The organism is Nocardiopsis sp. NPDC006198 (assembly GCF_040613895.1).
In the GTDB taxonomy this organism is placed as follows: Bacteria; Actinomycetota; Actinomycetes; order Streptosporangiales; family Streptosporangiaceae; genus Nocardiopsis; species Nocardiopsis tropica.
Genome location: NZ_JBEXSY010000003.1, coordinates 197,996 through 220,141, shown reverse-complemented (window position 1 = coordinate 220,141; position 22,146 = coordinate 197,996). Strand labels below are relative to the sequence as shown.

At 75.8% G+C, this 22,146-nt stretch carries 17 protein-coding genes; 7 read left to right on the top strand and 10 right to left on the bottom strand.

Features of this window, described 5'->3' with window-relative positions:
* Positions 1-54 precede the first annotated feature (54 nt).
* The 5 genes from ABZ234_RS04195 to ABZ234_RS04175 form a co-directional block, all read right to left on the bottom strand.
* Positions 55-915 carry a TauD/TfdA family dioxygenase gene (locus tag ABZ234_RS04195; RefSeq protein ID WP_355010987.1) on the bottom strand — a complete coding sequence of 287 codons (861 nt, stop codon included), beginning with the start codon at positions 913-915 and terminating at the stop codon, positions 55-57.
* Positions 905-5,263, bottom strand: a complete 4,359-nt coding sequence (locus ABZ234_RS04190; RefSeq protein ID WP_355010996.1) for an AMP-binding protein — start codon at positions 5,261-5,263, stop codon at positions 905-907. Before ABZ234_RS04190 ends, ABZ234_RS04195 begins: the two co-directional genes overlap by 11 nt.
* An 8-nt stretch (positions 5,264-5,271) precedes the next feature.
* Positions 5,272-5,853: a DUF6309 family protein gene (locus tag ABZ234_RS04185; protein WP_355010986.1), complete on the bottom strand. Its 582-nt coding sequence runs from the start codon at positions 5,851-5,853 to the stop codon at positions 5,272-5,274.
* Positions 5,850-6,659 (bottom strand): phytanoyl-CoA dioxygenase family protein, encoded by an 810-nt coding sequence (locus ABZ234_RS04180; protein WP_355010985.1) that lies wholly within the window; start codon positions 6,657-6,659, stop codon positions 5,850-5,852. The genes ABZ234_RS04185 and ABZ234_RS04180 overlap by 4 nt, the downstream gene beginning before the upstream one ends.
* A 710-nt stretch (positions 6,660-7,369) precedes the next feature.
* Positions 7,370-7,759: a helix-turn-helix domain-containing protein gene (locus ABZ234_RS04175; protein ID WP_355010984.1), complete on the bottom strand. Its 390-nt coding sequence runs from the start codon at positions 7,757-7,759 to the stop codon at positions 7,370-7,372.
* Positions 7,760-7,890: 131 nt separating this feature from the next.
* Between ABZ234_RS04175 and ABZ234_RS04170 the strand changes: the two genes are divergently transcribed.
* Together ABZ234_RS04170 and ABZ234_RS04165 are read left to right on the top strand one after the other, a co-directional pair.
* Positions 7,891-8,748, top strand: a complete 858-nt coding sequence (locus ABZ234_RS04170) for an SDR family oxidoreductase (protein WP_355010983.1) — start codon at positions 7,891-7,893, stop codon at positions 8,746-8,748.
* Positions 8,749-8,908: 160 nt separating this feature from the next.
* Positions 8,909-9,703, top strand: a complete 795-nt coding sequence (locus tag ABZ234_RS04165; protein WP_355010982.1) for an SDR family oxidoreductase — start codon at positions 8,909-8,911, stop codon at positions 9,701-9,703.
* A gap of 85 nt (positions 9,704-9,788) precedes the next feature.
* On the opposite strand, the gene ABZ234_RS04160 is transcribed toward ABZ234_RS04165, so the two are convergent.
* From ABZ234_RS04160 to ABZ234_RS04150, 3 genes are all read right to left on the bottom strand, one after another.
* A complete protein-coding gene (locus ABZ234_RS04160) occupies positions 9,789-13,259 on the bottom strand; it encodes a PHP domain-containing protein (RefSeq protein ID WP_355010981.1) in 3,471 nt (1,156 codons plus the stop codon).
* Positions 13,260-13,397: 138 nt separating this feature from the next.
* Complete coding sequence (locus ABZ234_RS04155) at positions 13,398-13,643, bottom strand: hypothetical protein (RefSeq protein ID WP_355010980.1); 246 nt, start codon at positions 13,641-13,643, stop codon at positions 13,398-13,400.
* Between the two features lie 189 nt (positions 13,644-13,832).
* Positions 13,833-14,222, bottom strand: a complete 390-nt coding sequence (locus ABZ234_RS04150) for a roadblock/LC7 domain-containing protein (RefSeq protein WP_355010979.1) — start codon at positions 14,220-14,222, stop codon at positions 13,833-13,835.
* Positions 14,223-14,669: 447 nt separating this feature from the next.
* Here ABZ234_RS04150 and ABZ234_RS04145 point away from each other — a divergent pair, with 447 nt between their 5' ends.
* Positions 14,670-15,560 carry an endo alpha-1,4 polygalactosaminidase gene (locus tag ABZ234_RS04145; protein ID WP_355010978.1) on the top strand — a complete coding sequence of 297 codons (891 nt, stop codon included), beginning with the start codon at positions 14,670-14,672 and terminating at the stop codon, positions 15,558-15,560.
* Positions 15,561-15,789: 229 nt separating this feature from the next.
* On the opposite strand, the gene ABZ234_RS04140 is transcribed toward ABZ234_RS04145, so the two are convergent.
* Positions 15,790-16,539 carry a DUF2071 domain-containing protein gene (locus ABZ234_RS04140; protein WP_355010977.1) on the bottom strand — a complete coding sequence of 250 codons (750 nt, stop codon included), beginning with the start codon at positions 16,537-16,539 and terminating at the stop codon, positions 15,790-15,792.
* Positions 16,540-16,586: 47 nt separating this feature from the next.
* Positions 16,587-18,032: a VCBS repeat-containing protein gene (locus tag ABZ234_RS04135; RefSeq protein WP_355010976.1), complete on the bottom strand. Its 1,446-nt coding sequence runs from the start codon at positions 18,030-18,032 to the stop codon at positions 16,587-16,589.
* Between the two features lie 186 nt (positions 18,033-18,218).
* On the opposite strand from ABZ234_RS04135, the gene ABZ234_RS04130 reads away from it, so the two are divergent.
* The 4 genes from ABZ234_RS04130 to ABZ234_RS04115 all read left to right on the top strand — a co-directional run bounded on the left by ABZ234_RS04130 (position 18,219) and on the right by ABZ234_RS04115 (position 22,126).
* Entirely contained in the window at positions 18,219-18,680 is a 462-nt protein-coding gene (locus ABZ234_RS04130) for an acetyltransferase (RefSeq protein WP_355010975.1), read from the top strand.
* Positions 18,681-18,789: 109 nt separating this feature from the next.
* A complete protein-coding gene (locus ABZ234_RS04125; RefSeq protein ID WP_355010974.1) occupies positions 18,790-19,665 on the top strand; it encodes a sulfotransferase in 876 nt (291 codons plus the stop codon).
* 322 nt (positions 19,666-19,987) lie between these two features.
* The gene (locus tag ABZ234_RS04120) at positions 19,988-20,893 is read left to right on the top strand and encodes a TauD/TfdA family dioxygenase (protein ID WP_355010973.1); all 906 of its coding nucleotides are present in this window, start codon (positions 19,988-19,990) and stop codon (positions 20,891-20,893) included.
* Between the two features lie 3 nt (positions 20,894-20,896).
* On the top strand, positions 20,897-22,126 hold the full coding sequence (locus ABZ234_RS04115; RefSeq protein WP_355010972.1) for a macrolide family glycosyltransferase: 1,230 nt from the start codon (positions 20,897-20,899) through the stop codon (positions 22,124-22,126).
* Positions 22,127-22,146 lie beyond the last annotated feature (20 nt).

The window sequence follows — 22,146 nt, the reverse complement described above, 5'->3', positions numbered from 1 at the left end:
CCCCCGCGCCCCGTCGTTCCGAGTGGTCCGGCGCGCGGTCCTCCCCGCGGGGGCTCACCGGCTGCCCGTGTTCATCCACGCCCGCAGCACCCGGCGCGCGCGGGGGCCGGGCTCGTCCACGTAGGGGGAGCGCCCGTGCAGGACCCTGCTGTTGCGGATGAGCAGCAGGTCACCCGCCGCCAGCCGCAGGCCGAAGGCGATCTCCGGCCGGTAGAGGACCTCGTCGAGGACGTCGAGGGCCTCCCACTGGCGCTCGGTCAGCGGCGGCCCGCCCCTCTCCGGCGAGGTGCGCACGGTACGGGTCTGGTAGTAGCAGCCCACCGTCCCGTCCTCCTGGGTGAACAGGATCGGGGAGACGATGACCTGCTGCCCGGCCCGCCCCGTCCGGTCGAAGGTCCAGTCCTCCTCCAGGGTCGCCAGGACGTCCGGGCGCTCGCGCTCGATGATCTCCCGCACGTACCGCGCGCTCGCCAGCTTGGTGTCGCCGCCGCCCAGCACGGCGGGCTGGAGGCAGAGCAGGACGAGCACGTCGCAGGTGTCGCAGTGGAACCCCAGCTCGGTGGCCCCGTCCCCGTCCCGGTCGCGCAGGACCTGCCACAGGTCGCCCTGGGCGTTCTGCGGGATGATCTCGCCGAAGTCCCGCATCACGAAGGACAGGGCCCGCACGATCTCCCCGCCGTCCGCCGAGGCGTCCATCAGGTTGGGTATGTGGGCGAAGCCCACCGAGCGGATGCTCTCCTCCGTGAAGGCGCGGAGCCCGTCGCGCACGTGTGCGGCCCCGTCCCACCTCCCGGCGGTGGCGTCCGCCCAGAGCAGGCGCCTGTCCTCGTCGCCGAGCGGCTGCGACCACAGCGCTCGACGGGTGTCCAGGGTCGTGCTGCCCCAGCCGATCTCGGTCACGGTGTCATCGGTCATGGTGAGGATCGTTCCCTTCGTCGTGAACATCGGCACCCGGTTCCGGCAGGAAGCCGACACCGGCGGCCCACGCCATGGCGGCGGACCACCACGCGGGGGTCGGCGGGGCGAAGCGCACGCCGACACGGTCGAGCGCGGCCGCGGTGGAGGAGCTGTCCACCACGACGTTGCGGTCCTCCAGCTGCGACCACGCCGACGCCAGCCGCGCGGCGGTCGGCCTGGTCCGCTCCACCCGGGCCAGGGCGGCGGCGAACGCGTCCTCGCCGGTCAGCTCGATCGGGTAGCCCAGGCCGACGAGCCAGGACACGAGCTCGTCGTGGGGCACCGTGTGCGGCGTCTCGACGTGGTAGGCGCCCGGTGCCGCGTACGGGTTCGCCACGATCGCCGCGATCCCGGCCGCCACCGTGTCGACGTGGGAGAACGCGAAGGTCTCCCCGGGCCGGCTCGGCGCCGCCCCGGCCAGGACGTAGCCGCGGACCAGCTGGTAGACCCTGTTGTCCTCCACGTTGGCCTGGAATGCCCCCGTGGCGCTGTGCGCCGCGACGTGCCCGCTGCGGTGGACGTAGCACTGGCGGCCCGACGCGGCCCAGGCGCGGACGGCCTCCTCGGCCGCGAACTTGGTCCTCTCGTAGGGGGTGCGGAACCCCTGGCCGATCCGCAGGTCCGCCTCGCTGAACCGGCGGGCCGGCCCCTCCACCCCGCCGGCGACGGCCAGGGTCGACAGGTGGTGCAGCCGGGCGCCGGGGACCTGCGCGTCGACCCACCCGAGCAGCCGCCGGACCGCGGCGACGTTGGTCCGCTCCAGGTCGGCGGGCGGGGCCACCAGGCGCACGTCCGCGGCGGCGTGCACGACCACCTGCACGTCCCGCACGCGGGCGAGGGCCTCGGGGGACAGGCCCAGGCCCTCGCGGTCGATGTCGCCCGCGACCACGTCGAACCCGCCCCGGCCGGCCCCGGCGCCCTCCGGTCCCGGGGGGAGCCGCAGCGCGGCGTCGGCGTCGCGTTCGCCCCGCACCAGGCACGTGACCCTGGCCCCCCGGGCCGTGAGCGCGGGGAGCAGGTGCCTTCCCACGTAGCCGGTGGCGCCGGTGAGCAGGACCCGCACCGGCTCGCCGGTGACCCGTGCGCGCGGCGCGGGCCGGACGGAGCCGTCGTACAGCAGCCGCCCGGAGGTCGAGACGGGGGACCTGGTGTGGGGCAGGGGAGTGGCGCCCGCCTCGGCCGCCACGGCGCGGCCGAAGGACGCGACGACGCCGTGGGCCGCGTCGTGGGACAGCCGCGGCCACGCGTACACGAGGTCGGTCACCAGCCGCCCCTCGACGATGCGGGCGGTCAGGCGCATCCGGTACAGGGGATCGCCGTCCGGGCAGCGCGCCGCCCCGCCCGCCTCGGGAGCGACGGACCACCGCAGCGACGGCTCGTCGGGCAGCTCGAACGTGCCCAGGAAGTTGAACCCCACGTCGGGGCGCGGGCCCGGCGCGTCCATCGGCAGCTCCGGGGCCTCCCGGACGCGGCGCTCGACCTCGCGCGCACGCTCGGCCACGGTGTCCGCGCCCGCCGGGCGGCCGTCCGCCCCCCGCAGGGCCGGGGCGGAGGCGGTCCGGCCGGCGCGGTCTTCGCGCCGGGACCCGCGGACGGTGTCCGCCGCCCCGGCCCGCACCGCCCGGACGGGGTGGTCGACGACCACGTGCTTGACCGCCGTGAACCAGCCGACGGTGTCCATGTGGTCGCCGCCCTCGCCGGTGGTGTCGCGGCCGTGGGTCTCCACCTCCACCCCCAGGCGCGACCGGCCGCTCCAGCGCAGGGCGGCCTCGGCCAGGGCCGTCAGCAGGAACGCCTCCAGGCGCTGGGCCCGCCCGTGGCGCCGGACGAGCCGGGCGGTGGCGCTCTCGTCCAGCGCCCAGGTGAGGGCCACCGGCTCGGTGGTCCCGGCGGGCTCCGGCACGGCCCGCTCCGGCGCGGGGGGAGGTGGCGGGGCCTTCGCCGCCCACCGGTAGAAGTCGGCCGTGGGCGGCAGGTCGGACCGCTGCCCGGAGAGGGCCGCCCGGTAGGCGTGGGCGAGGTCGTCGAGCAGGATCCGCCAGGAGAGGCCGTCGACGGCCAGGTGGTGGACGATCACCGCGAGCCGGTCCCGGACGCCGTGCCCGCCGGAGAAGAGGTGGACCCGGATCAGGCGTCCGGCCCGCGGGTCCATGCCGCGCTGCAGCTCGGAGCACGTGGCCTCGACCGCCTCCGCCAGCTGGCCCGTGGTGCGGGGCAGGGAGGAGAAGGTCACCGCGTCCACGTCGCCGGCGGGGCGGGGGACCCCCGGGCCCTCGGGGCCCACCGGCTGCCGCAGCGCCGGGTGGCGCCGCAGCACGTCCTCCACCGCCGCGGAGAGGGCCGCCGCGTCCACCGGCACCCCGCAGCACAGCACGGCGGACTGGTTCCAGTGCCGGTGGTCCCCGAGGCGCTGCCGGAACAGCCAGCGCTGGGCCGGCGCGAGCGCGCCGCCCTCCCCGGGCCCCTCGGCTCCCGCGCCCTCGCCGACCTCCGCGTCCTCGCCCGCCGGCCGGGCGGCGGAGGCCAGGAGCATCGGGGTCGGGTTCCGGTAGAAGTCCTCGAACGCCACGCGGTACCCGGACCGCCGCAGCAGCGTGACCGTGCGCATGGCCAGGATCGAGTCGCCGCCGAGTTCGAGCACGTCGGCGTGCGGGTCCACGAAGGGCAGGCCCAGCGCGCCCGCCCACAGCTCCGCGACCGCCCGCACCAGGGGCATCCCGATCCGCTCCGGAGCCGCGTCCCGGCCGGGGCCGGACCGCCTGCCGCCGCTCGCCAGGACCCCGTCCACGACCGCGGCCAGGCGGTCGCGGTCGAGCTTGCCGTTCGGCCCGGTGGGGAAGTCGGGCAGGGCGACGATCGGCTGCGGGATCGAGTACCCGGGCAGCCTGTCGCGCAGGTGGGAGCGGAGCGCGTCGAGCACGGCCCCCTCGTCGTGCCCGGCCGCCGGGCGCACCGCGGCCAGGAGCTGTCCCCCCGAGGAGTTCTCCCGCACGAACACCGCGGACTGGCCGACGCCGGGGGACTCGCCGATCACCCACTCCACCTCGGCGGGGTCCACCCGGAAGCCCCGGATCTTGACCTGGCGGTCCGTCCGGCCGGTGAAGACGAGGTTCCCGTCCGGGCGGCGGCGGCATGTGTCGCCGGTCCGGTACACCCGCTCCCCGTCGTGCCGGACGAAGCGGAGCGCCGTCTCGTCGGGACGGTCGTGGTAGCCGGCGGTGACCCCGCGCCCGCCGATGAGGAGCTCCCCCTCCACCCCGTCGGGGACCGGCAGGCCGTCGGGGCCGAGCAGGCGCAGGGAGACGTCCCCGAGCGCCGTGCCGACGGGGACCGTCGCCTCGTCCGCCGGGAGGTCGGCGGGGGAGTCGGCGACGAAGCACGTCGCGCCGATCGTGGTCTCCGTGGGCCCGTAGTGGTTGACCACGCGGTCCGCCACGCCCCCGGAGAGGAGGCCGGCGGCGAGGGAGCGGGGGAGCGTCTCACCGCCCAGCAGCAGCGTGCCCAGCGGCGGGCTCCCGGGGGGCCGCCCCTCCAGCAGGGCCGTCAGGTGGGAGGGGGTCGTCTTGAGCACCGACACCCCGGCGCCGGCCAGGGACGCCCAGAACGCCTCGGGGTCGCGGGTCTCGTGGTCGGGCACCACGTGCACCGAGCCGCCCGTGGCGAGGGCGAGCAGCCACGAGGTGTGGCCGAGGTCGGCCGCCATCGTCGTGACGTGCGCGACGCACGGCGCGTCCGCGCGGGTCAGCCCCAGCCGGCGGCGCAGCGAACGGGCGTAGTGGACGGCGTTGGCGTGGGTCACCGCGACGGCCTTGGGCTCCCCGCTGGACCCCGACGTGAAGGACAGGTAGGCCGTGTCCGAGGCCGGTTCGGTCCCCGGCGCGGCGGCCGGCACCGGCGGGTCGACCGGCCCCGCGGCGGCCAGCGCGTCCACGTCCAGCACCTCGGCGCGGTACCCCTCGGGCGCCGGCACCGCCCCGTCGGTGCCGAGCACGTGCCGCACGGCGACGGCGTCCAGGCGCGCCCGCACGTCGGGCGCGCTCCACGAGGGGTCGATGAGCACCGCGGCGGCGCCCGAGCGCAGGACGCCGTACAGCAGTGCGCACACGCGGCCGTCGCGGGGGCCGATCACCGCCACCCGGTCGCCGCGCCCGGCGCCGAGGCCGTGCAGGTGGGCGGCGACGCGACCGGACGCGGCGTGGAGCGCGCGGTAGTCGAGGGAGCGGACGCCGTCGGTCAGCGCCGTCCGGTCCGGATGGGACCGGGCCCCCCGGGTGAGCAGGTCGGGGAGGGAGAGCGCGGGACGCATCGTACGGGTCAAGGGTGTGGGCCTCCGGTTCGCGCGGTGTCGGGGCGGCGGTGTCGTGGATGCGTGGCCGGGACGGGGGAGCCGGCCACGAACGCCTCCAGCGGCTCCCCGGGGGACAGGCGCCGGGACAGCTCCCAGGCGATCATGCGGTGCAGGCCGTCCAGGTGGATGAGGCCGGTGCGGACGCGGAGGTCCCCGTAGTCGGAGTGCGGCACCGGACGGGTGCTCAGGTAGACCGGGGTCAGGGGCGCGCTCCGGAACAGCTCCAGCTTCCGCGCGCAGACCGGGTTGGCCGCGGCCATGCCCGGACCGCCCGCGCGGATCCGGTCCGCGGCCTCGCCGACCGTCAGGCCGGACCGGGGCACCAGCTCGACCGCGCCCCCCTCGCTCAGGTGCCAGGGCAGGACCACGCCGAGCACCTCCTCCCTCGTCAGCCGGACCAGGGACCAGGCGCCGAGCAGGTCCTCGGCCATGGCCAGGGCCTTCTCGCCGTCGCGGTTGGAGTTGGCCGCGTGGGGCCGGTCGGCGGGATGGTCGCGCAGGTACACCGCCCTCACCTGGTCGTACGTGACCGGGTGGACGAGCCTCACGCGGTGGCCCCCCGCTCGGCCGCCGCGTACTCGGTGAAGTGCCGGGCGGAGAACAGCTCGGGCCACCGCCCGCCGCCCAGGTCGAGCTCGCGGGCGCGGGAGAGCATGTACCGCCAGTAGGGCTTGACGGGCCGCCACCGCGCGCCGGCCTGGCAGTACGACGCGTCGACGAAGTAGCGGGGGCGGGAGGGGTCGGGGCCGGCGGGTCTGCGGGCGTGGAACAGGGCGGAGTTCATCAGCACGGTGGAACCGGGAGGGAGGCTGTCGATGACGACCTCGCCCGGCAGCTCCGCGGTCCCCAGGTGGGCGCGGGCCGTCTTGTCCGCGTGCTCGCGGTGGGAGCCGGGCAGGACCGCGAGGCTCCCGACGGTCCGGTCGAGGCCGCCGAGGTAGTGCAGGGCGTGCACCATCAGCAGGTCCGGGTCCTCCCGGTCGTTGGGCTCGTGGTCGTGGTGCCAGGGCTTGCCGGTGGTCGCGGCCCCGTGCCGGTCGCTGTGCAGGTGGTGGAAGACGAAGGAGGGGCCCATGAGCTCGGACAGGACCTCCATCAGCGGCTCGTGGGTGAGGAGCCGCCCGTGGGCGGGCAGCTCCAGCTCCAGGAGCGGGGGAGGGCCGTGCACGTCCGGGGCCAGGCAGGCGGCGATCGAGCGGTCGCGCAGGCCCTCGTCCACCCAGCGGTCGACCTCGGGCAGGAGGCTGCCGAGGAGGGGGTCGGGGAGCAGGCCCGAAAGGACGAGGTATCCGGATTCGGCGAACTGTTTCCGCCGCGTGGTGACGGTGTCGCCTTCCTGGGGAAACGCATGCATCAGGATATCGCCCCTGTTTCGCACGTTGGTGGTGGGCCGTTCGCGTGGCACGAGCGGGACGCTCGAGAAATATCGATCATGGACCGGTTATGCGCAGGTGGGCGGTGGTCGGCTCCTCGTGCTTGCCGGTCATGATCTCGGGGAACGGCGGGAGAGCAAGGCCGGCGGGGGACGCCGGGCCGAAGGTCGGCAGTATCAGTTTCCATTTGCTTCGGGCGATGTCAAGGGAAACCGGGAAATACCGCTGCGACCTGCTGGGATACCTGCCTCTGCTGCTGAGGGTGTTTTGCATGGTGCCGGAGGGGCGATTTCCCTTTTCGTTCCCCGGGTCGGGGAGGCGGAGGAGCGGATTCCCGTTCGCACTTCCGGACTTCGTCGCCGGGGTCGAGAAATGTTCTACCGGCGGGCCGCAGGTCGGGGGGTGGACCACCGTGTTCCGATGTGGGTGCACCACGCGGAATCCCTTGTGTCAAGGGTTGCGTATTGTCGGTGGATTGTGCTTGCGGGTAGGGAAAGCGGTTGCTCGGCTGTATGTCGGAAATCTTGGGGGGAGAGGTGTGGATGGGAATTCTGTGAAAGGAGAAAGGGAGAAGGCGCACCGTCGTCCCATGGGGCGGGATCCGAGGGTGCGGGGTCCGCCCGGCGGGGCCCGCGGGGCGCCGTCGTGCGCGGGCCGCGCACGGCCGCCTCCGTGTCCGGCGTCCGGGGGCCTACGCGTCCCCGTCCGGCCCGGCTCCCGTGCCGGGGGCGGCGACGTGGTCCTGGGCCCACTCCACGAGCGGCAGCAGCAGCGCGGTCACCTCGCGGCCCTCGTCGGTGAGGCTGTAGACCACGTACGGAGGGACCACCGGCCTGGCGTCGCGCAGGACCAGCCCGTCCGCCTCGAGGGTGCGCAGGGTCTGGGCGAGCATCTTCTCGCTGATCCCGCCGATGGCGCGCAGCAGCCCGCTCCAGCGCAGCGGCCCTTCGGCGAGGGAGATCAGGACGAGCACCCCCCACTTGCTGGTGACGTCCCCCAGCAGCCGCCGCGAGGGGCAGTCCGAGGACAGGACCTCCCCCCGGGGCCACGGGCCGGCCGGGTTCTCCTGCGACGTCTTCATGCCCGGACCTTACCAAAAGGTAGGTACCTCACTTAAAGGTGCGTACACGACTTCTGGAATGCGCTCGAGAACAGGCCTGTTGCCACCGCACGAAGGCCGGGAACCCCCGGCCCGCGATCGGAAGGACCCGCATGTCCGTCGTCATCACCGGCGCCACCGGCCACCTCGGCCGCCTCGTCGTCGCCGACCTCCTGGCCCAGGGCCTCCCCGCCGACCGGATCACCGCGACCGGGCGTGACGCCGGCCGGCTGGCCGCGCTCGCCGCCACCGGAGTGCGGACCGCGCGCGCCGACCTCGACGACCCGGAGTCACTGAAGGCCGCCTTCCAGGGGGCCGACACCCTGCTCCTGATCTCCGGGAGCGAGGTCGGCCGACGGGTGCCCCAGCACACCAACGCCGTCCGGGCCGCGCAGGAGGCCGGGATCGGGCACATCGTCTACACCAGCGCCCCCAGGGCCGACGACACCACCCTGGTCCTGGCCCCCGAGCACAAGGCCACGGAGGAGGTCCTCGCCGCCTCCGGCGTCCCCGCCACGATCCTGCGCAACGGCTGGTACAACGAGAACTACGGGCAGCAGCTCGACCGGGCCCGCGAGAGCGGCGCCGTCACCGGCAGCGTCGGCGGGGGAAGGGTCGCCAGCGCCTCCCGGCAGGACTACGCCGAGGCCGCGTCGGCCGTCCTCCGCGCCCCGGAGGCCCACGCCGGCGCCGTGTACGAGCTCTCCGGCGACACCGCCTGGACCTACCCGGAACTGGCCCGGGACCTCGGCGAGGTGCTCGGCCGCGAGGTCGTCTACCGCGACCTCACCCCCGAGGAGCACCTGGCCGCGCTGACCGCGGCCGGACTGGACGAGGGCACCGCCGGGTTCGTCGTCGCCCTGGACGCCAACATCCGCGACGGGGAGCTCGAGGCCGCCGGCGGAGAGCTGTCCCGCCTGATCGGCCGCCCGACCACCCCGCTGGCCGAGACCCTGCGCGCCCTGGCCTGACGCCCGGAGGGCGTCCGGGGCGCCGGGCGGTGCGGGGCCCGCCCCGCACCCGCCCGGCGGCGCCCGCGGGTCGCCGTTGTGCGCGGGCCGCGCGCGCGACTACCTTCGTGTCCGGCGCTCCGCCCCACCGGAGCCGCCTTCCGACGGTAGGGAGCCCCGCATGCGCATCGACCTGTCCGGCAGGACCGCCCTGGTCACCGGTTCCACCCAGGGCATCGGCCTCGCCATCGCGCTGGGCCTGGCCCGCGCCGGCGCCCGGGTCGCCGTCAACGGCCGGACCGGGGAGTCCGTCGGCCGGGCGCTGGAGGGCCTGGGCCGGGAGCTCCCCGGGGCCGAGCTGGTCGCCGCCCCGGGGGACATCGCCACCGACGAGGGCGCGCGCCGCGTCCTCGACGCGGCGGGGCACGCGGACATCCTCGTCAACAACCTCGGCATCTTCGGCGCCCGGCCCGCGCTGGAGGTGGACGACGACGAGTGGCGGCGCTACTTCGAGGTCAACGTCCTCACGGCGGTGCGCATGACGCGAGGGCTCCTGCCGGGCATGAAGGAGCGCGGCTGGGGCCGGGTGCTGAACATCGCCAGCGACTCGGCGGTGGTCGTCCCCGCCGAGATGATCCACTACGGCGTGACCAAGACCGCCCTGCTCTCGGTGTCCCGGGGCTTCGCCAAGGAGGCCGCGGGGACGGGGGTCACGGTCAACTCCGTGATCGCGGGCCCCACGCACACGGGCGGCGTGGAGGAGTTCGTCTACCAGCTGGTCGACAGGGACCTGCCGTGGGAGGAGGCCCAGCGCGTCTTCATGCGGGAGCACCGGCCGCAGTCCCTCCTCCAGAGGCTGATCGAACCGGAGGAGATCGCGAACATGGTCGTCTACCTCAGCTCGCCCCTGGCCTCGGCCACGACGGGCGGCGCCCTGCGCGTCGACGGCGGGTACGTCGACTCGATCCTGCCCTGAGGCCCGCCGCCCGGGCGGCGGAGGGCGGTCGCGACCCGGGGGCCGCGGGTCCGGTTTCGGCGCACGGGAGGCCCGTCCGCGGGCGTCAGCGTCCGGAACTGCCGGGACTGGCGTGCCACAGGCGGCGCCGCGCCGCCCCCGGGAGCGGGCCGGGGACGGACCGCCCCGGCGGCGGCCCCGGAGGCACCGCGGACGGGTCCGCGCGCAGCGCCTCCGCCAGCGCCTCGGCGCCCCGCTCCTCCCAGACGCGGTGCAGTACGGCCAGGTCGTGGGCGTGGGAGGCGGTCACCGTCGCCATCCCCGTCCCGGACCGGCGCACCCTGCCGCGCACGGCCAGCAGCGGGCAGGAGAACACCGTGGCCGCGCACCGGTGCTGCACCGACGCGAAGAAGGTCAGGTCGGCCAGCCCCGTCGCGTCGTCCACGGTCGCGAAGACGATCCGCTGCCCGGACCGCACCGCCGGGGTCTGGGTGGCCACCTTCACCCCCGCCACCAGCACCTCCTCGCCCGCGGGCACCAGGTGCAGGTCCTGGGCGCGCACCAGGCGGTGGCGGACCGCCAGGAAGGCGAGGAAGTCGGCGTAGCCGTCGAGCAGGTGCCGCTCCACCTCGTAGCCCAGCACCTCCAGCTCGGCCGAGACCCGTTCGTCCGCGGTGGTCGCCGGGAGGGAGCCCCGAGCCGGCGCCGTGCCCTCCAGCGGCAGCGGGAGCTGCCCCCGGTCGGTCCGCGTCCTGCGGGACCTCTCCAGGGCGGACACCTGGAGGAGCAGGTCGCGGCGGTCGGGAGGCCCCGCCCCCCGCTGTCCCGCGCCCTCCCCGGGCGGTTCCGCGCCCGTGCCGCCCGCCCGCGGCCCCGGGACGGCGTCCGGCCCCCCGGCCACCCCGGACAGGGCGTCGAAGGCACCCACCCGCACCAGGCTGTCCAGCGCCTCGCGGGACAGGTGCGCCCGCTCCGCGGCGTCCGGCAGCGACAGGAACGGCCGCTCCGCCAGGATCCGGTCGACCTCCGCCCCGGTGACGCCCCGGACGTCGGCCAGGGACGCGCGCACGCCCCACCGCCCGTCCGGCGCCCGCTCGGCCCGCCACGGGCGCTCGGACCGGTTGACGTCCACGCCCAGGACGGGGACCCCGAAGCGGCGGGCGTCGGCGACCAGGACGCGGCGCGGGTACATGCCGGGGTCGTGGGTGAGGATCCCCGCGTAGAAGGCGGCCGGGTGGTGCCGCTTGAGCCACGCCGACTGGTAGGTGGGCAGCGCGAAGGCGGCGGCGTGCGCCTTGCAGAACCCGAAGGAGCCGAACGAGGCCACGACCTCCCAGGCGCGTTCCACTGTCTCCTCGTCGTGCCCGCAGTCGTAGGCCATGGAGGTGAACTCCTCCCGCACGTCGGCGCGCCCCTGCTCCGTGCCGAGCCTCCGGCGCATCGCCTCGGCCCGGTCCGGCCCGCAGGTGGTCATGGCGTGCAGGAGGGCGATGATCTGCTCGTGCCAGATCACCACCCCGCCGGTCTCGGCGAGCACGCCGTCCAGGAGCGGGGTGAGCGACCGCGCCGGGGGCGCGCCGTCGCGGGCCGACAGGTAGGGGGTGACCATGTCGCTCTTGACCGGCCCGGGGCGGAACAGGGAGATGTCGGCGATCAGGTCGGCCATGTCCGCGGGGCGCAGGCGGCTGAGGAGCTCGCGCTGGCCGGGCGACTCGATCTGGAAGCAGCCCAGGGTGAGCGACGCCCCGATCATCGCGTAGGTCGCCTCGTCCCGGGGCAGGGCCTCCAGGTCCGGCGCCCGGCCGGTGGTGCGCTCCACCTCGGACCGCGCGTGGGCCAGCGCCGACTGCATGCGCACCCCGATGACGTCCAGTTTGACGAGCCCCATCCGCTCCACGCCGTTCTTGTCCAGCTGGACCACGGGGTAGCCGGCCGGGGAGGGCTCGACCGGGACGCGGTCGCGCAGGGAGTCGTCGGAGACGACCAGGCCGCACGGGTGCATGGCCGTGTGCCGGGGCAGGCCGTCCAGCCTCTCCGCCAGCCGGAACAGGTTCTGGGTGGCGGGGTCGTCGAGGCCCGCGCCGTCGTAGCGCCGCAGCTCGGGCAGTTCCCGGGCGGCCTCGCGGATGCCGCTCGCCCTCAGGTGGGGGAAGGCCTTGGCGAGCCGGTCGACCTCCAGCGGGGGCAGGCGCAGGGCCGCCCCCACCTCCCGCAGGGCGCTGCGGGCCCGGTAGGTCTCCGTCATCGACACGCACGCCGTCCCGCCCGGGTGGGCGCCGAACACCGCGTCGTAGGCCTCCAGCCTGCGGGCGGACTCCACGTCCAGGTCGATGTCCGGCAGCCCCGGGCGGCCGTGGCCCAGGAACCTCTCCATCAGCAGCCCGTGGTCCAGCGGGTTGACGGCGGAGACGCCCAGCAGGTGGTTGACCAGGCTGCCGGTGCCCGAACCTCGGATGGAGCAGCGGATGCCCTTGTCGCGGATGCGGGCGGCGGCGTCGGCGACGGTCAGGAAGTAGGCGGGCAGGCGCTTGTTCTCGATGACCTCCATCTCCTGGGACAGCCGGTGCAGGGCGCGGGGGTCGCGCCCCAGTCCGAGCCGGACCAGGCCGTCCTCGCAGGCCCGCAGGAGCCGGTCGGACGCGTGGGGGACGGAGGGCAGGTGGAGGCCGCCCATGCCGAGGTCGGCGGCGGGGTCCAGGACGCAGGACGAGGCCAGGGCGGCGGTGTGGGCGATCAGGCGCCGGGCGCGGGCGGTGTCCCCGCCGCACAGCCGGTCGGCGACGGCGAGCATCTCCGCGCCGCTCTTGAGGTAGGCCCGGTCCGTGGCGGGCCCCGGCCGGGAGCCGCCGGGAGCCCACCGCCGGGCCTGGTCCAGGACGTGCGCCACCTCGGCGTCCTCCGCCACGGGGTAGCGGACGGCGTTGGTGAGCACGGCGAGGGTGCGGGTCTCGGCGGCCAGGGCCAGCAGGGCGCGGGCGGTGCGCCGCTGTCCGGGCAGGCCGTGGTCGGCCACGGCGATCGCGACCTCGGCCGCGTCCTTCCAGCGGGCGAGCAGCCGCCGGGCGTGGGAGGGGCGTTCCCGGGCGACGGCCTCGCCGACGTCGGAGTCCGGGCCCAGGAGCACGACCACGCCCGAGGAGTCGCCGGCCACGGCCGCGTGGGGGAGGGCCGGGGCCCCCGGGGCCCGCGGCGGGCCGGAGGGGCCGGGACCGTGCTCCAGTGGGGGCCCGTGCCCGGTCCCGGGGGCGGAACGCGTGTGGGCGTGGGCGCGGGTGACGAGGCGGCACAGGGTCGCCCAGCCGGTGCGGCCCCGGGCCAGGAGGGTGACCCGGCCGCCGTCGGGGGAGTCCAGCGCGAGGTCGCAGCCCAGCACGGGGCGGATGCCCGCCCGGCGGCAGGCGTCGACGTGCCGGACCATGCCGTACACGCCGTCGCGGTCGGTGAGGGCGAGGACGTCCTGGCCCAGGTCGGCGGCGCGGGCGGCCAGGCGCTCGGGAGGGCAGGTGCCGTGGTGGGCCGAGAACGAGGAGGCGACCCCCAGGTGGGCGAAGTCCGTGTGCTCGCTGCCGTGCCGCATGTGCGGTCCCTCCCCGTGTGCCGGGCCTCGGCCCATGCCTGGTGCCGGTGGGGAAGAAGCGACACAATCGAACTTATGTACGAATTCTAGACCATGGGGCGGCGTCCCGGGACGGTCCGCGGGCGGCGGGGCAGCGGGTCAGTCGCTCACGCGCCGCTCGCGGGGGACCCCCTGGTAGGACTGCCCGGCCATCTGCGTCACCCGCGTGGCCGGGACCTCGGCCACCTCCCAGCGCCACTGGTAGGGCTCCTCGCGGTACTGCTCCACCCAGGTGATCCGCGCCCGGAGCCCGGCGCGCGTCTCGACCCACGCCAGGAGGTAGGCGTACCCGCCCGCCTCGCGGGCGCGGACGAGGGGCGGCACACGGGTCAGCGGACTCGGCATGTGCCCATTGTCGCAGGTGGGTCGGTGAGTGGCCGGGGTCTTCACGCCACATCCTCCGACACCGGGCTCCCTTGGGGCGGTGCGCCGGTCCCGGGGTGTCGGGTGCGGGCCCGCGTCCGTCGGGCGGCGGAGCCGCCGCCCCGGGAGGGCCCGACCCGTACCGGCGCGCGCCGACCCCTGGCGCGCGGGCTACCGGCGGGTCGGGAGGGCCCCCTCCAGCTCCCGGACGAGCCCGTCCAGGGCGACCGCGGCCCGGGGCAGGGGGGTGTCGGCCCTGGTCAGCATCACGACCCGCAGGAACTCGCCGACCGGGCGCACGAGCAGCGATCCGCCTCCCCGGAGGCGGATCACCACGTGGTCGACCGCGCCGTACCGCGTCAGCGAGCCGATGCGCCCCGCACCGCTGAAGAGGAAGCTGCCCAGGGCGGAGAGCTGGTCCGCCCCGCGGCGGTCGGCGCCCCGGGCCAGGGTGTGGACCATGCCCCCCTCCGTGCAGAGCACCACGTTCTCGACCCCGGGGACGTCCGCGAGGAGGGCGCTCAACGCCGGGCTGGTACTGGGAGGGCCGGTCTTGTTCATCGCGAACCTTCTGGCAGTCGGGTGGAGGCGGGACCGAGCGCATCACGGAGGGTCGAACGCAGAACGGATATAACGCTCGGAAACGGCGAAGATACACTGTGCTGCAACTCGTTCAAAATTCAACTTCCCCGGCGGTAAAGCCGCTCCCCGCACGCCGCCGCCGGACCGGGGCGGCCGGCGCCGCGTCCCTCCGGCGGAGCCCCGGGGACAGGGCCAGGTCACAGGCGCGGGAGGCGCCTTCGCCGGAACGCCCCGGCGGACCGGGGGAGCCCTTCGGATCCGGCTCCTCCCCGAGCCGCCCGAACACGAGTGCGGAAGATCACGACGGCGGCCGGTGCGGAACACTGGACGCGCGAGCGGGAGGCCCACCACACTCCGCCCGGGGAGACTCCCCGGCACGACACCACGACGCGGCGGACACCCCCGCCAGACGAGAACGGACAACCCATGCCCGCACCACGACGGATCCGGGGAACGGCCCCCGGCGGACTCCTCGCGGCCCTCCTCGCCGTGACCACCGCCTCGGCCTGCGCCGGACCGGGTGAGACCGAGGCCGAGGCCGTCGGGGCCCACGCCGCCGACGAGAGCGCGGCCGGGGCCGCCGAGCGCTTCCCCGAGGGCACCTTCGACTACCAGCTCGGCGCCTCCTACGAGCCCCCCGCCGGGGTGGGAACGGTGGTCCGCGACTCCACGGCCGAACCCGCGCCGGACATGTACTCGATCTGCTACGTCAACGGGTTCCAGACCCAGCCGGGCGACCTGGAGTGGTGGCTCACCGAGCACCCCGACCTCATCCTGCGCGACGCCTCCGGCGAACCGGTCGTGGACCCGGGGTGGCCGGCCGAGCGGATCCTGGACACCTCCGACGAGGACAAGAGGGCCGACATCGCCGAGATCCTCGCCGAGTCCATCGCGACCTGCGCCGAGAAGGGCTTCGACGCGGTCGAGTTCGACAACCTCGACTCCGACCTGCGCTCGCAGGGCCTGCTGACCCAGGACCACAACCTGGCGCTGGCCACCGAGCTGGTCGCCCTGGCCAACGGGCACGGTATGGCCGCCGGGCAGAAGAACGCGGCCGAGGTGACCCAGCGGGGCAGGGACGAGGTCGGCTTCGAGTTCGCCGTGGCCGAGGACTGCGCCGTCTGGAGCGAGTGCTCCGCCTACACCGGGGTCTACGGGGACGACGTGATCGCGGTGGAGTACCCCGACGCCCTGGAGGAGGCGGGGATGACCTTCGCCGAGGCCTGTGACGCCGAGGGCGCGCCCTCCCGGATGATCCTGCGCGACCTGGACCTGGTCGGGCCGGAGCACGGGGACTACCTCTACGAGGCCTGCTGACCCGGGCGGTCCGGCCCCGCCGGCACGCGCGGTGACCCTGCGGCCCGTCCTCACCGGCGGGCCGCCCGGGCCCTCGGCCGCTCCGCCCGATCCTGCCGATCCGCCCGCCCCTGCCGGGGCGGCGGCCCGGACGCGGGCGCCCAGCGGCCCTGCCCCCGGGCTCGCGGCCCCGCCCTCCGACCGGGCGGCCCGGCCCCGCCGTGGCACGGCGGGGCGGGGCGGACCGAGGTCACCGGTGGCGCGAAAGGGCCCCGCCCGGCGCGAACCGGGTGTCCGTGCCCGGTGAGAACAGCACGCTCGGAACCCCCGGGGGCCGGGCGACCCCCGCCCGCTCCAGGAGCGTCTCGTCCCAGCCGAGGGGGCTCGCCCGGTACAGCCGCCAGTCCGGATGGGCGGCGGCCACCCACCGGGTGCGTCCCGCGTGGTGCGTGTGCAGCCCCCACCGGTCGGTCACGAACCGCTCGAAGAGGGACGGGGCGTCGACCGGGTCGCCCACCCGCAGGTGGAAGCGGCCCCGTGCCTGGCCCGGGAACCGGGGCAGGCGCCGCCGGGCCGCGTACGCCACCCCGTCCCCGTCGGCGGAGACGGAGACGTCCGACCACATGTACGGGAGCCCCGCCGCCGCCCGCCCCGCGAGGACGGTGTGCGCGGAGGAGGCCTCCAGCGACAGGAAGACCACCCCCCGGCGCCCGAGGCCATCCACGGAGTACAGCCGGACGTTGACCTCGCCGTAGCCGCCGCCGGGCACCCCTCCCGGCAGGCGGGTGCGCGCCACACGGAAGGCGACGATCCCGACGTAGGTGACGCCGTCCAGGACGTCCGGCCGGGTGCCCGGGGGCAGGAGCGGGGCCGCCTCCTCCGGGGGGAGCGGCCAGTGCCAGAAGGCGACGTCCCGCCACTCCTGGAGCATCAGGGCGGGCCGGGGGAGCGGCGGGGCGGTGGGCGGGGGGAGCCGCGAGGGGCCGGGTGCGGAAGCCATGCGGGCATGCTCCCAGCCCGTGCCGCCGTCCGTGGGCGCGGCCCGCCTCAGCCGCCGAAGTCCCCGCTGTCGAACGCACCCTCGTCGGCGCCGCCGTCGGTGACCCACCAGCGGACCGGGGCGGAGCGGACCACGCCCGGGTCGTAGGCCAGCACCAGCTCGTCGGACCCGTCGGCGTCGTGGTCCGCGCAGGCGAACACCTCGGCCGTCCGGGCGGCGGGGGAGTCGGCGCCCCGCGGCCCGTCCTCCGGTCCACTGCGCACCAGGGGCGTGTCCCCGGCCGCGGCGAACTCCCCGCCGTCCCCGTCCAGCAGGTCCACGCCGTGCCCGGCGAGCCCCACCGCGAGCGTGTCCGCGCCGTCCCCGTCCAGGTCGCACGCGGCCACCGTGCGCAGGTGGTAGCTGAGGGAGCGCTCGGTCGGGGTCAGGGGCACGGGGAGGGGCTCGGGGGCCTGCGGGCCGAAGGGGCCGCGGTAGACGTTCATCCTGCCGTCGACCTCGGCGGGCTCGGTCCCGTGGCCGGGCTCGTCGTTGCGGGTCCCGTCGTCGCCGACGGCCACGTCGGTCTCCCCGTCGCCGTCGAAGTCGCCGAAGGCGGACAGGGAGCCGGGGAGCAGTTCGAGGGCGTCCCACCCCGCGGGGTCGCCGGGGCCGGTCACGAGCAGGGTGTTCGCGGGCTGTTCGCCGTCGCTGCCGTGCCGGACGAGCAGCGGGGCGGGACCGCCGCCGGGCCCGACGGGGGCGGCGACGAGTCCGCCGATCCAGGGGTCGACCGGCCTGCGGGCCGTGCGCCCGGGCGCGCCCTCCCGGTCGAACGGGCCGTACAGCACCACCAACTCGGCCGTGTCCGCGCCGGTCGCGGAGTCCACCGCCACGGCCAGGTCCGCGTGCCCGTCGCCGTCGAAGTCGCCGGGGGTCGGGGCCGCCCCGGCGGAGCCCGGTTCCCCGCCGGAGCCGCCGGGAACCGACACCGGGCCGGGCTCCTCCTGCGGGTCGGGGCCGGTGGGTCCGCCCCAGACGATCCCTGGGCGGCCGGCCGAGACGGTCGCCCCGAGGCTGCCAGGGGGAGAGCCGGTCAACACGGGGATGTCGGCGTAGCCGTCCCCGTCCAGGTCGGCGGTGCCCGGCCGCAGGCGGTTCCCCTCGCCGACGGAGGCCGCGGCACCCACGGCCCCGGCTTCGAAGACGGCGCGGGTCGTCGGCTCGGGGCCGTTCTGCGAGCCGTAAACGACCACCAGGCGCAGGTCCCCTTCGAGGCCGTCCCCGCCCCCGTCCCCGGTGTAGGAGCTCAGGAAGAGGAGGTCCGGGAAGCCGTCGCCGTTGACGTCGTCCGCGACATCGCCTCCCCGCCCCTCGGGGACGGGGGACGCCTCGAGGGCCTGCCCGTCAGCCGGGTCCGGCCCGGACGCCGGGGCGCCGGACGTGCCGGCGCAGGCGCCCGTCAGGAGGAGCGCCCCGACACAGGCGGGGACGGTGAGGCGGCCGAAGGGCATGGGGGTCTCCAGGGGGTCGGGGTCTCCAGGGGGTGGGGCGCCGGCACGGGGAACCCGTCCGGCCTTCGGGACCCCGCCAGGGTAGACCCCCGCACCGGCGCCACCGCGTGCGCTCCGCCACGGGGTCCGGCGCCGAGCGGCGGATAACCCCGTGACGTGCGGGGGCGGTCCCGGTACGGTGCGCGTATGCCCTCTTCTCTCACAGTCCTGGTGCGCCCGTCCACGGGAGCGGACGAGCACCCCGCCCTGGCGGGGATCTGGCGCAGCGCCGTCGTCGCCACGCACGCCTTCCTGACACGGGAGGACGTCGACCACTACGAGGCGAGGATCCTGGACTCCTACCTGCCCCGCCACGACGTCCAGGTCGCCGTGGACCCCGATGACCGCCCCCTGGGCTTCATCGGCCTCGAGGGCCACCACATCGACATGCTGTTCGTCCACGACGACGCCCGGGGCCGCGGCGTGGGCCGCGCCCTGCTGGCCTGGGCGGCGGAGCGCCACCCGGTCCTCACCCTGGACGTCAACGAGCAGAACCCCTCCGCCCGCGGCTTCTACGCCGCCCAGGGGTTCGAGGAGACGGGCCGCTCACCGGTCGACGGCCAGGGCCGCCCCTTCCCGCTGGTCCACATGCGCCGCGCCGCCGCCTGACCGGGCCCCGCCGCCGCGGGAGGAGCCGGGCCGGCGCCGGAGACGTCGGCGTCCGGCCCGGGCGCCGACCCGTGTGTCGCGTGGGACGGGACGGGGAAGGAGCACGCACATGCGTGCGAACCCCCCACCCCGCGACGGATCGCAGGCGGCGGAGGACCCGGCCGTCCCCGGGCCGGTCCTGCTCCTGTGCTCCGGCCAGAGATCGGGGAGCACCCTCCTCCAGCGCCTCGCCTCCTCCGGCCCGGACCTGTGGGTGTGGGGCGAGCCCGGGCCCGGCATCCTCGCACTGCGGGAGGCCGACCTCGCGATGCGGGCGCTCAGCCACTACCGCTCGCGCGAGGCCGCGGCGGAGGTCGGGCACGCGGGCCCGCCCGGGTTCATCGCCGTGGTGCTCCCCCCGGAGGAGTCCTACCGCTTCGCCGTGCGGGCGTGGTTCGACACCGCGTTCGCCGGCGTCCCCCGAGGCGGGGCCGGCGCGCGCTGGGGGTTCAAGGAGGTCCGTCTGGGGCGCCCCTTCGCGGAATGGTTCGTGGACCTGTACCCCCGGGCGCGCGTCGTCCACCTGGTCCGACACCCCCTCGACGTGCTCAGGTCCCTCCTGTCCTGGGAGGAACAGGTCCCCCGGTGGACACCCGGCCTGACCGCGGAGGCGATGGGCAACTGGCTCACGGTGGTCGACTCCTTCCACACGGAGGGCGCCGACCCTCCCTGGCTGCTGCGCCTGTCCTACGAGGAGCTGGCGTCGGCCGGGGCCGACGGTGCCGACCGGGCCGACGCGGTGGACGCGCTGGAGGGGCACCTGGGCCTGGCCGCGGGCTCCCTCGACCGCACGGTCCTGGGCCGGCGCATCCACCGTCCCGGAGCGGTGGGGAGAAGGCCCCGCGTCATGCCCGGCGACGGGGAGGTCGCCCGCCGGTTCGCGGCGATGGCGACGCGCGACCGCGTGCGGGACCACGCGGAACGGCTCGGCTACCGGGTGCCGTGACGCGCCCCGGAAATACGTGACGACCGCGTTTCCTGCGTTTGTCCGACGCGCCGGGCGATTTCGGTGACTTCTTTCCCTTCTGTTGCCGACCGAAGTCTGGTAGGGGCGTTCATGGTCAAACCCTACCCATTCACGCGGGAATTCGTCCGAGGCGGTTCCCCGGGTGATGGGCATCTGTTTGCCTGTGGCCGATGGAGGCCGGGGCCTGCGGAATGATGCCGGTAGGACGCGTGTGATCCAGTGTGGTGAAAGTGAATAATATCGACCAGGGATTTTCACGTGGAGAGGCGGATGGTCCTGGTGATAATTTTGTGTCGGGGCGGTGACCCATGGTTTCTTTCCTGTCTCATATAAGGTTTGCCAAGTCCTAGGCATTCAAGGAGGCTTTCCGTTGGAAATCAGGGAGATCAGGCCTGGATTCGTTGCTGAGGCGGTGGGGAACAATCGCGAGATCCTGGCAGGTCGCGACGGTGACGTGGTCAAGAAGGCGCTCCTTTCGTATTCCGTCGTCATTATGCGCGGAATGGAGTTGGCGCCGACCGAGCAGGTGGCGCTGACCCGCCTTCTGGGTCCCCCGGAGATCGTGACGGACATGCGCAACCACCACCCGGAGAGCACCGACATCCTGGTCGTCCGCAACGCCGGGGCCACCCCCGTGGTCGGCAACACCCACTGGCACTCCGACCGGTCGTTCCTGCCCGAGCCCACGCGGTACACCGTCCTGCGGGCAGACGTCGTCCCCGAAGAGGGCGGGGACACCCTGTTCGCCGACATGACGGCGGCCTACCGGGAGTTGGGCGATGAGTGGCGCCCGGTGATCGACGGGGCCGAGGCGGTGCACTCGTACGACACCGTGGCCCGGCTCCGCGCCCGCGCCCACGGCGCCCCGCTGGAACAGGGGTACGCCCGCAAGTACCCCCCGACCGTCCACCCGCTGGTGCGGGCCCACCCCGAGTCCGGGACCCCGGCGCTCTACCTCAACGAACTGTGCGTGGCCAGCCTGCACCGCCCCGACGGGAAGCCGGTCACCGTCGGCGTCGCCGAACTGCACGAGTACGCGACCCGGGAGCGGTTCGTCCACCGGCACCGCTGGCGCCGGGGCGACGTCGTGGTGTGGGACAACTCCCGCGTGCTGCACCGCGCCGGCGACCTGCCGCCGGGGCTGCCCCGGGTCCTGCACCGGACGACGACCGCGGGCGCGCCGCCGTACGCCCCGGCGGAGGGCTGACGGGTGCGGGACGGACCGGTCCTGTTCGTCGGCATCCCGGCCCACGGCCACATGACCCCGGCCCTGGCGCTGGCCGAGAGCGTCGTCGCGCGGGGCCTTCCCGTCGAGTTCCTGGCCTCGGACGAGTTCGCCGACGCGGTCCGGGCGAGCGGTGCACGCCCGCTCCTCTACCCGACCACCTGGCCCGTCCCCGCAGCCCTTCCGGCTCCCCGAACCGCGGCGCGGGCCCTGGAGCTGAGGGCCATGCTGGCCCGGGAGGGGGTGGCGCAGGCCCGGACGGCGCTGGCCCGAGCGGGGTCGCCCCGCCCGCGCGCCGTGGTCTACGACACCGCGGTGGGTCCGGCCGCGCGGGTGCTCACCGCGCTGTGGGGGGTCCCCGGCGTCCAGGTGTTCACGGGGGTCGCGGCGAGCCCGGGCTTCAATCTCGCGCCGCTCCTGGCCGAGCGCTACCCCGACCTGGCCGGGCTGCCCCCCGCCGAACCCGACTCCGCGCTGCTGGACCTGGCCGCCGAGCACGGCCTGGCGCGCGAGCGGGCCGCGGCCCTGCTCGCTCCACGGGAGCGGCTGTCGCTCGTCCTCCAGCCCCGCGGCTTCCACGAGGCGTCGGAGACCTTCTCCCCCGACGCGTTCGCCTTCGTCGGCCCGTGCCTGTCACGCGGGCGCGCGCGGTCGCGGTGGCGTCCGCCCCCGGAGGCGGGCCCCGTCCTCCTGGTGGCGCTGGGCACCCTCTACAACCGGCGACCCGCGTTCTACCGGTCCTGCGTCGAGGCGGTGCGGGGCACGGGATGGCACGCGGTGCTGGCCGTGGGCGAGCGCGTGTCGCCCGGTGAGCTGGGGCGGCCCGCGCCCAACGTGGAGGTCCACGCCCGCGTCCCGCAGCCCTCGGTGCTCGCCCGGGCGCGGGTCATGGTCTGCCACGCGGGCATGGGCTCGACCATGGAGGCCCTCGCGGCGGGCGTGCCCCTCGTGGCGGTGCCCCAGACCCCCGAACAGGACGCGGTAGCGCGCCGGGTCGAGGAGCTGGGCCTCGGCGTCCGGCTGCCGCCCGAGCGGGTCACCCCCGAGACACTGCGCGCCGCGGTCGATCTCATGGCGACCGACCTGGGGACACGGGAGCGGGTGGCGCGGATGCGCTCCCGGATCCACGCCGCCGGAGGCGCGGACCGGGCCGCGCTCCTCGTCCACGCCCACCTCGACCGGGCCGCCGCGCCGCACCCGCGGGCCGCGCGCTGACCCCGCGACCGCGCCGTGCC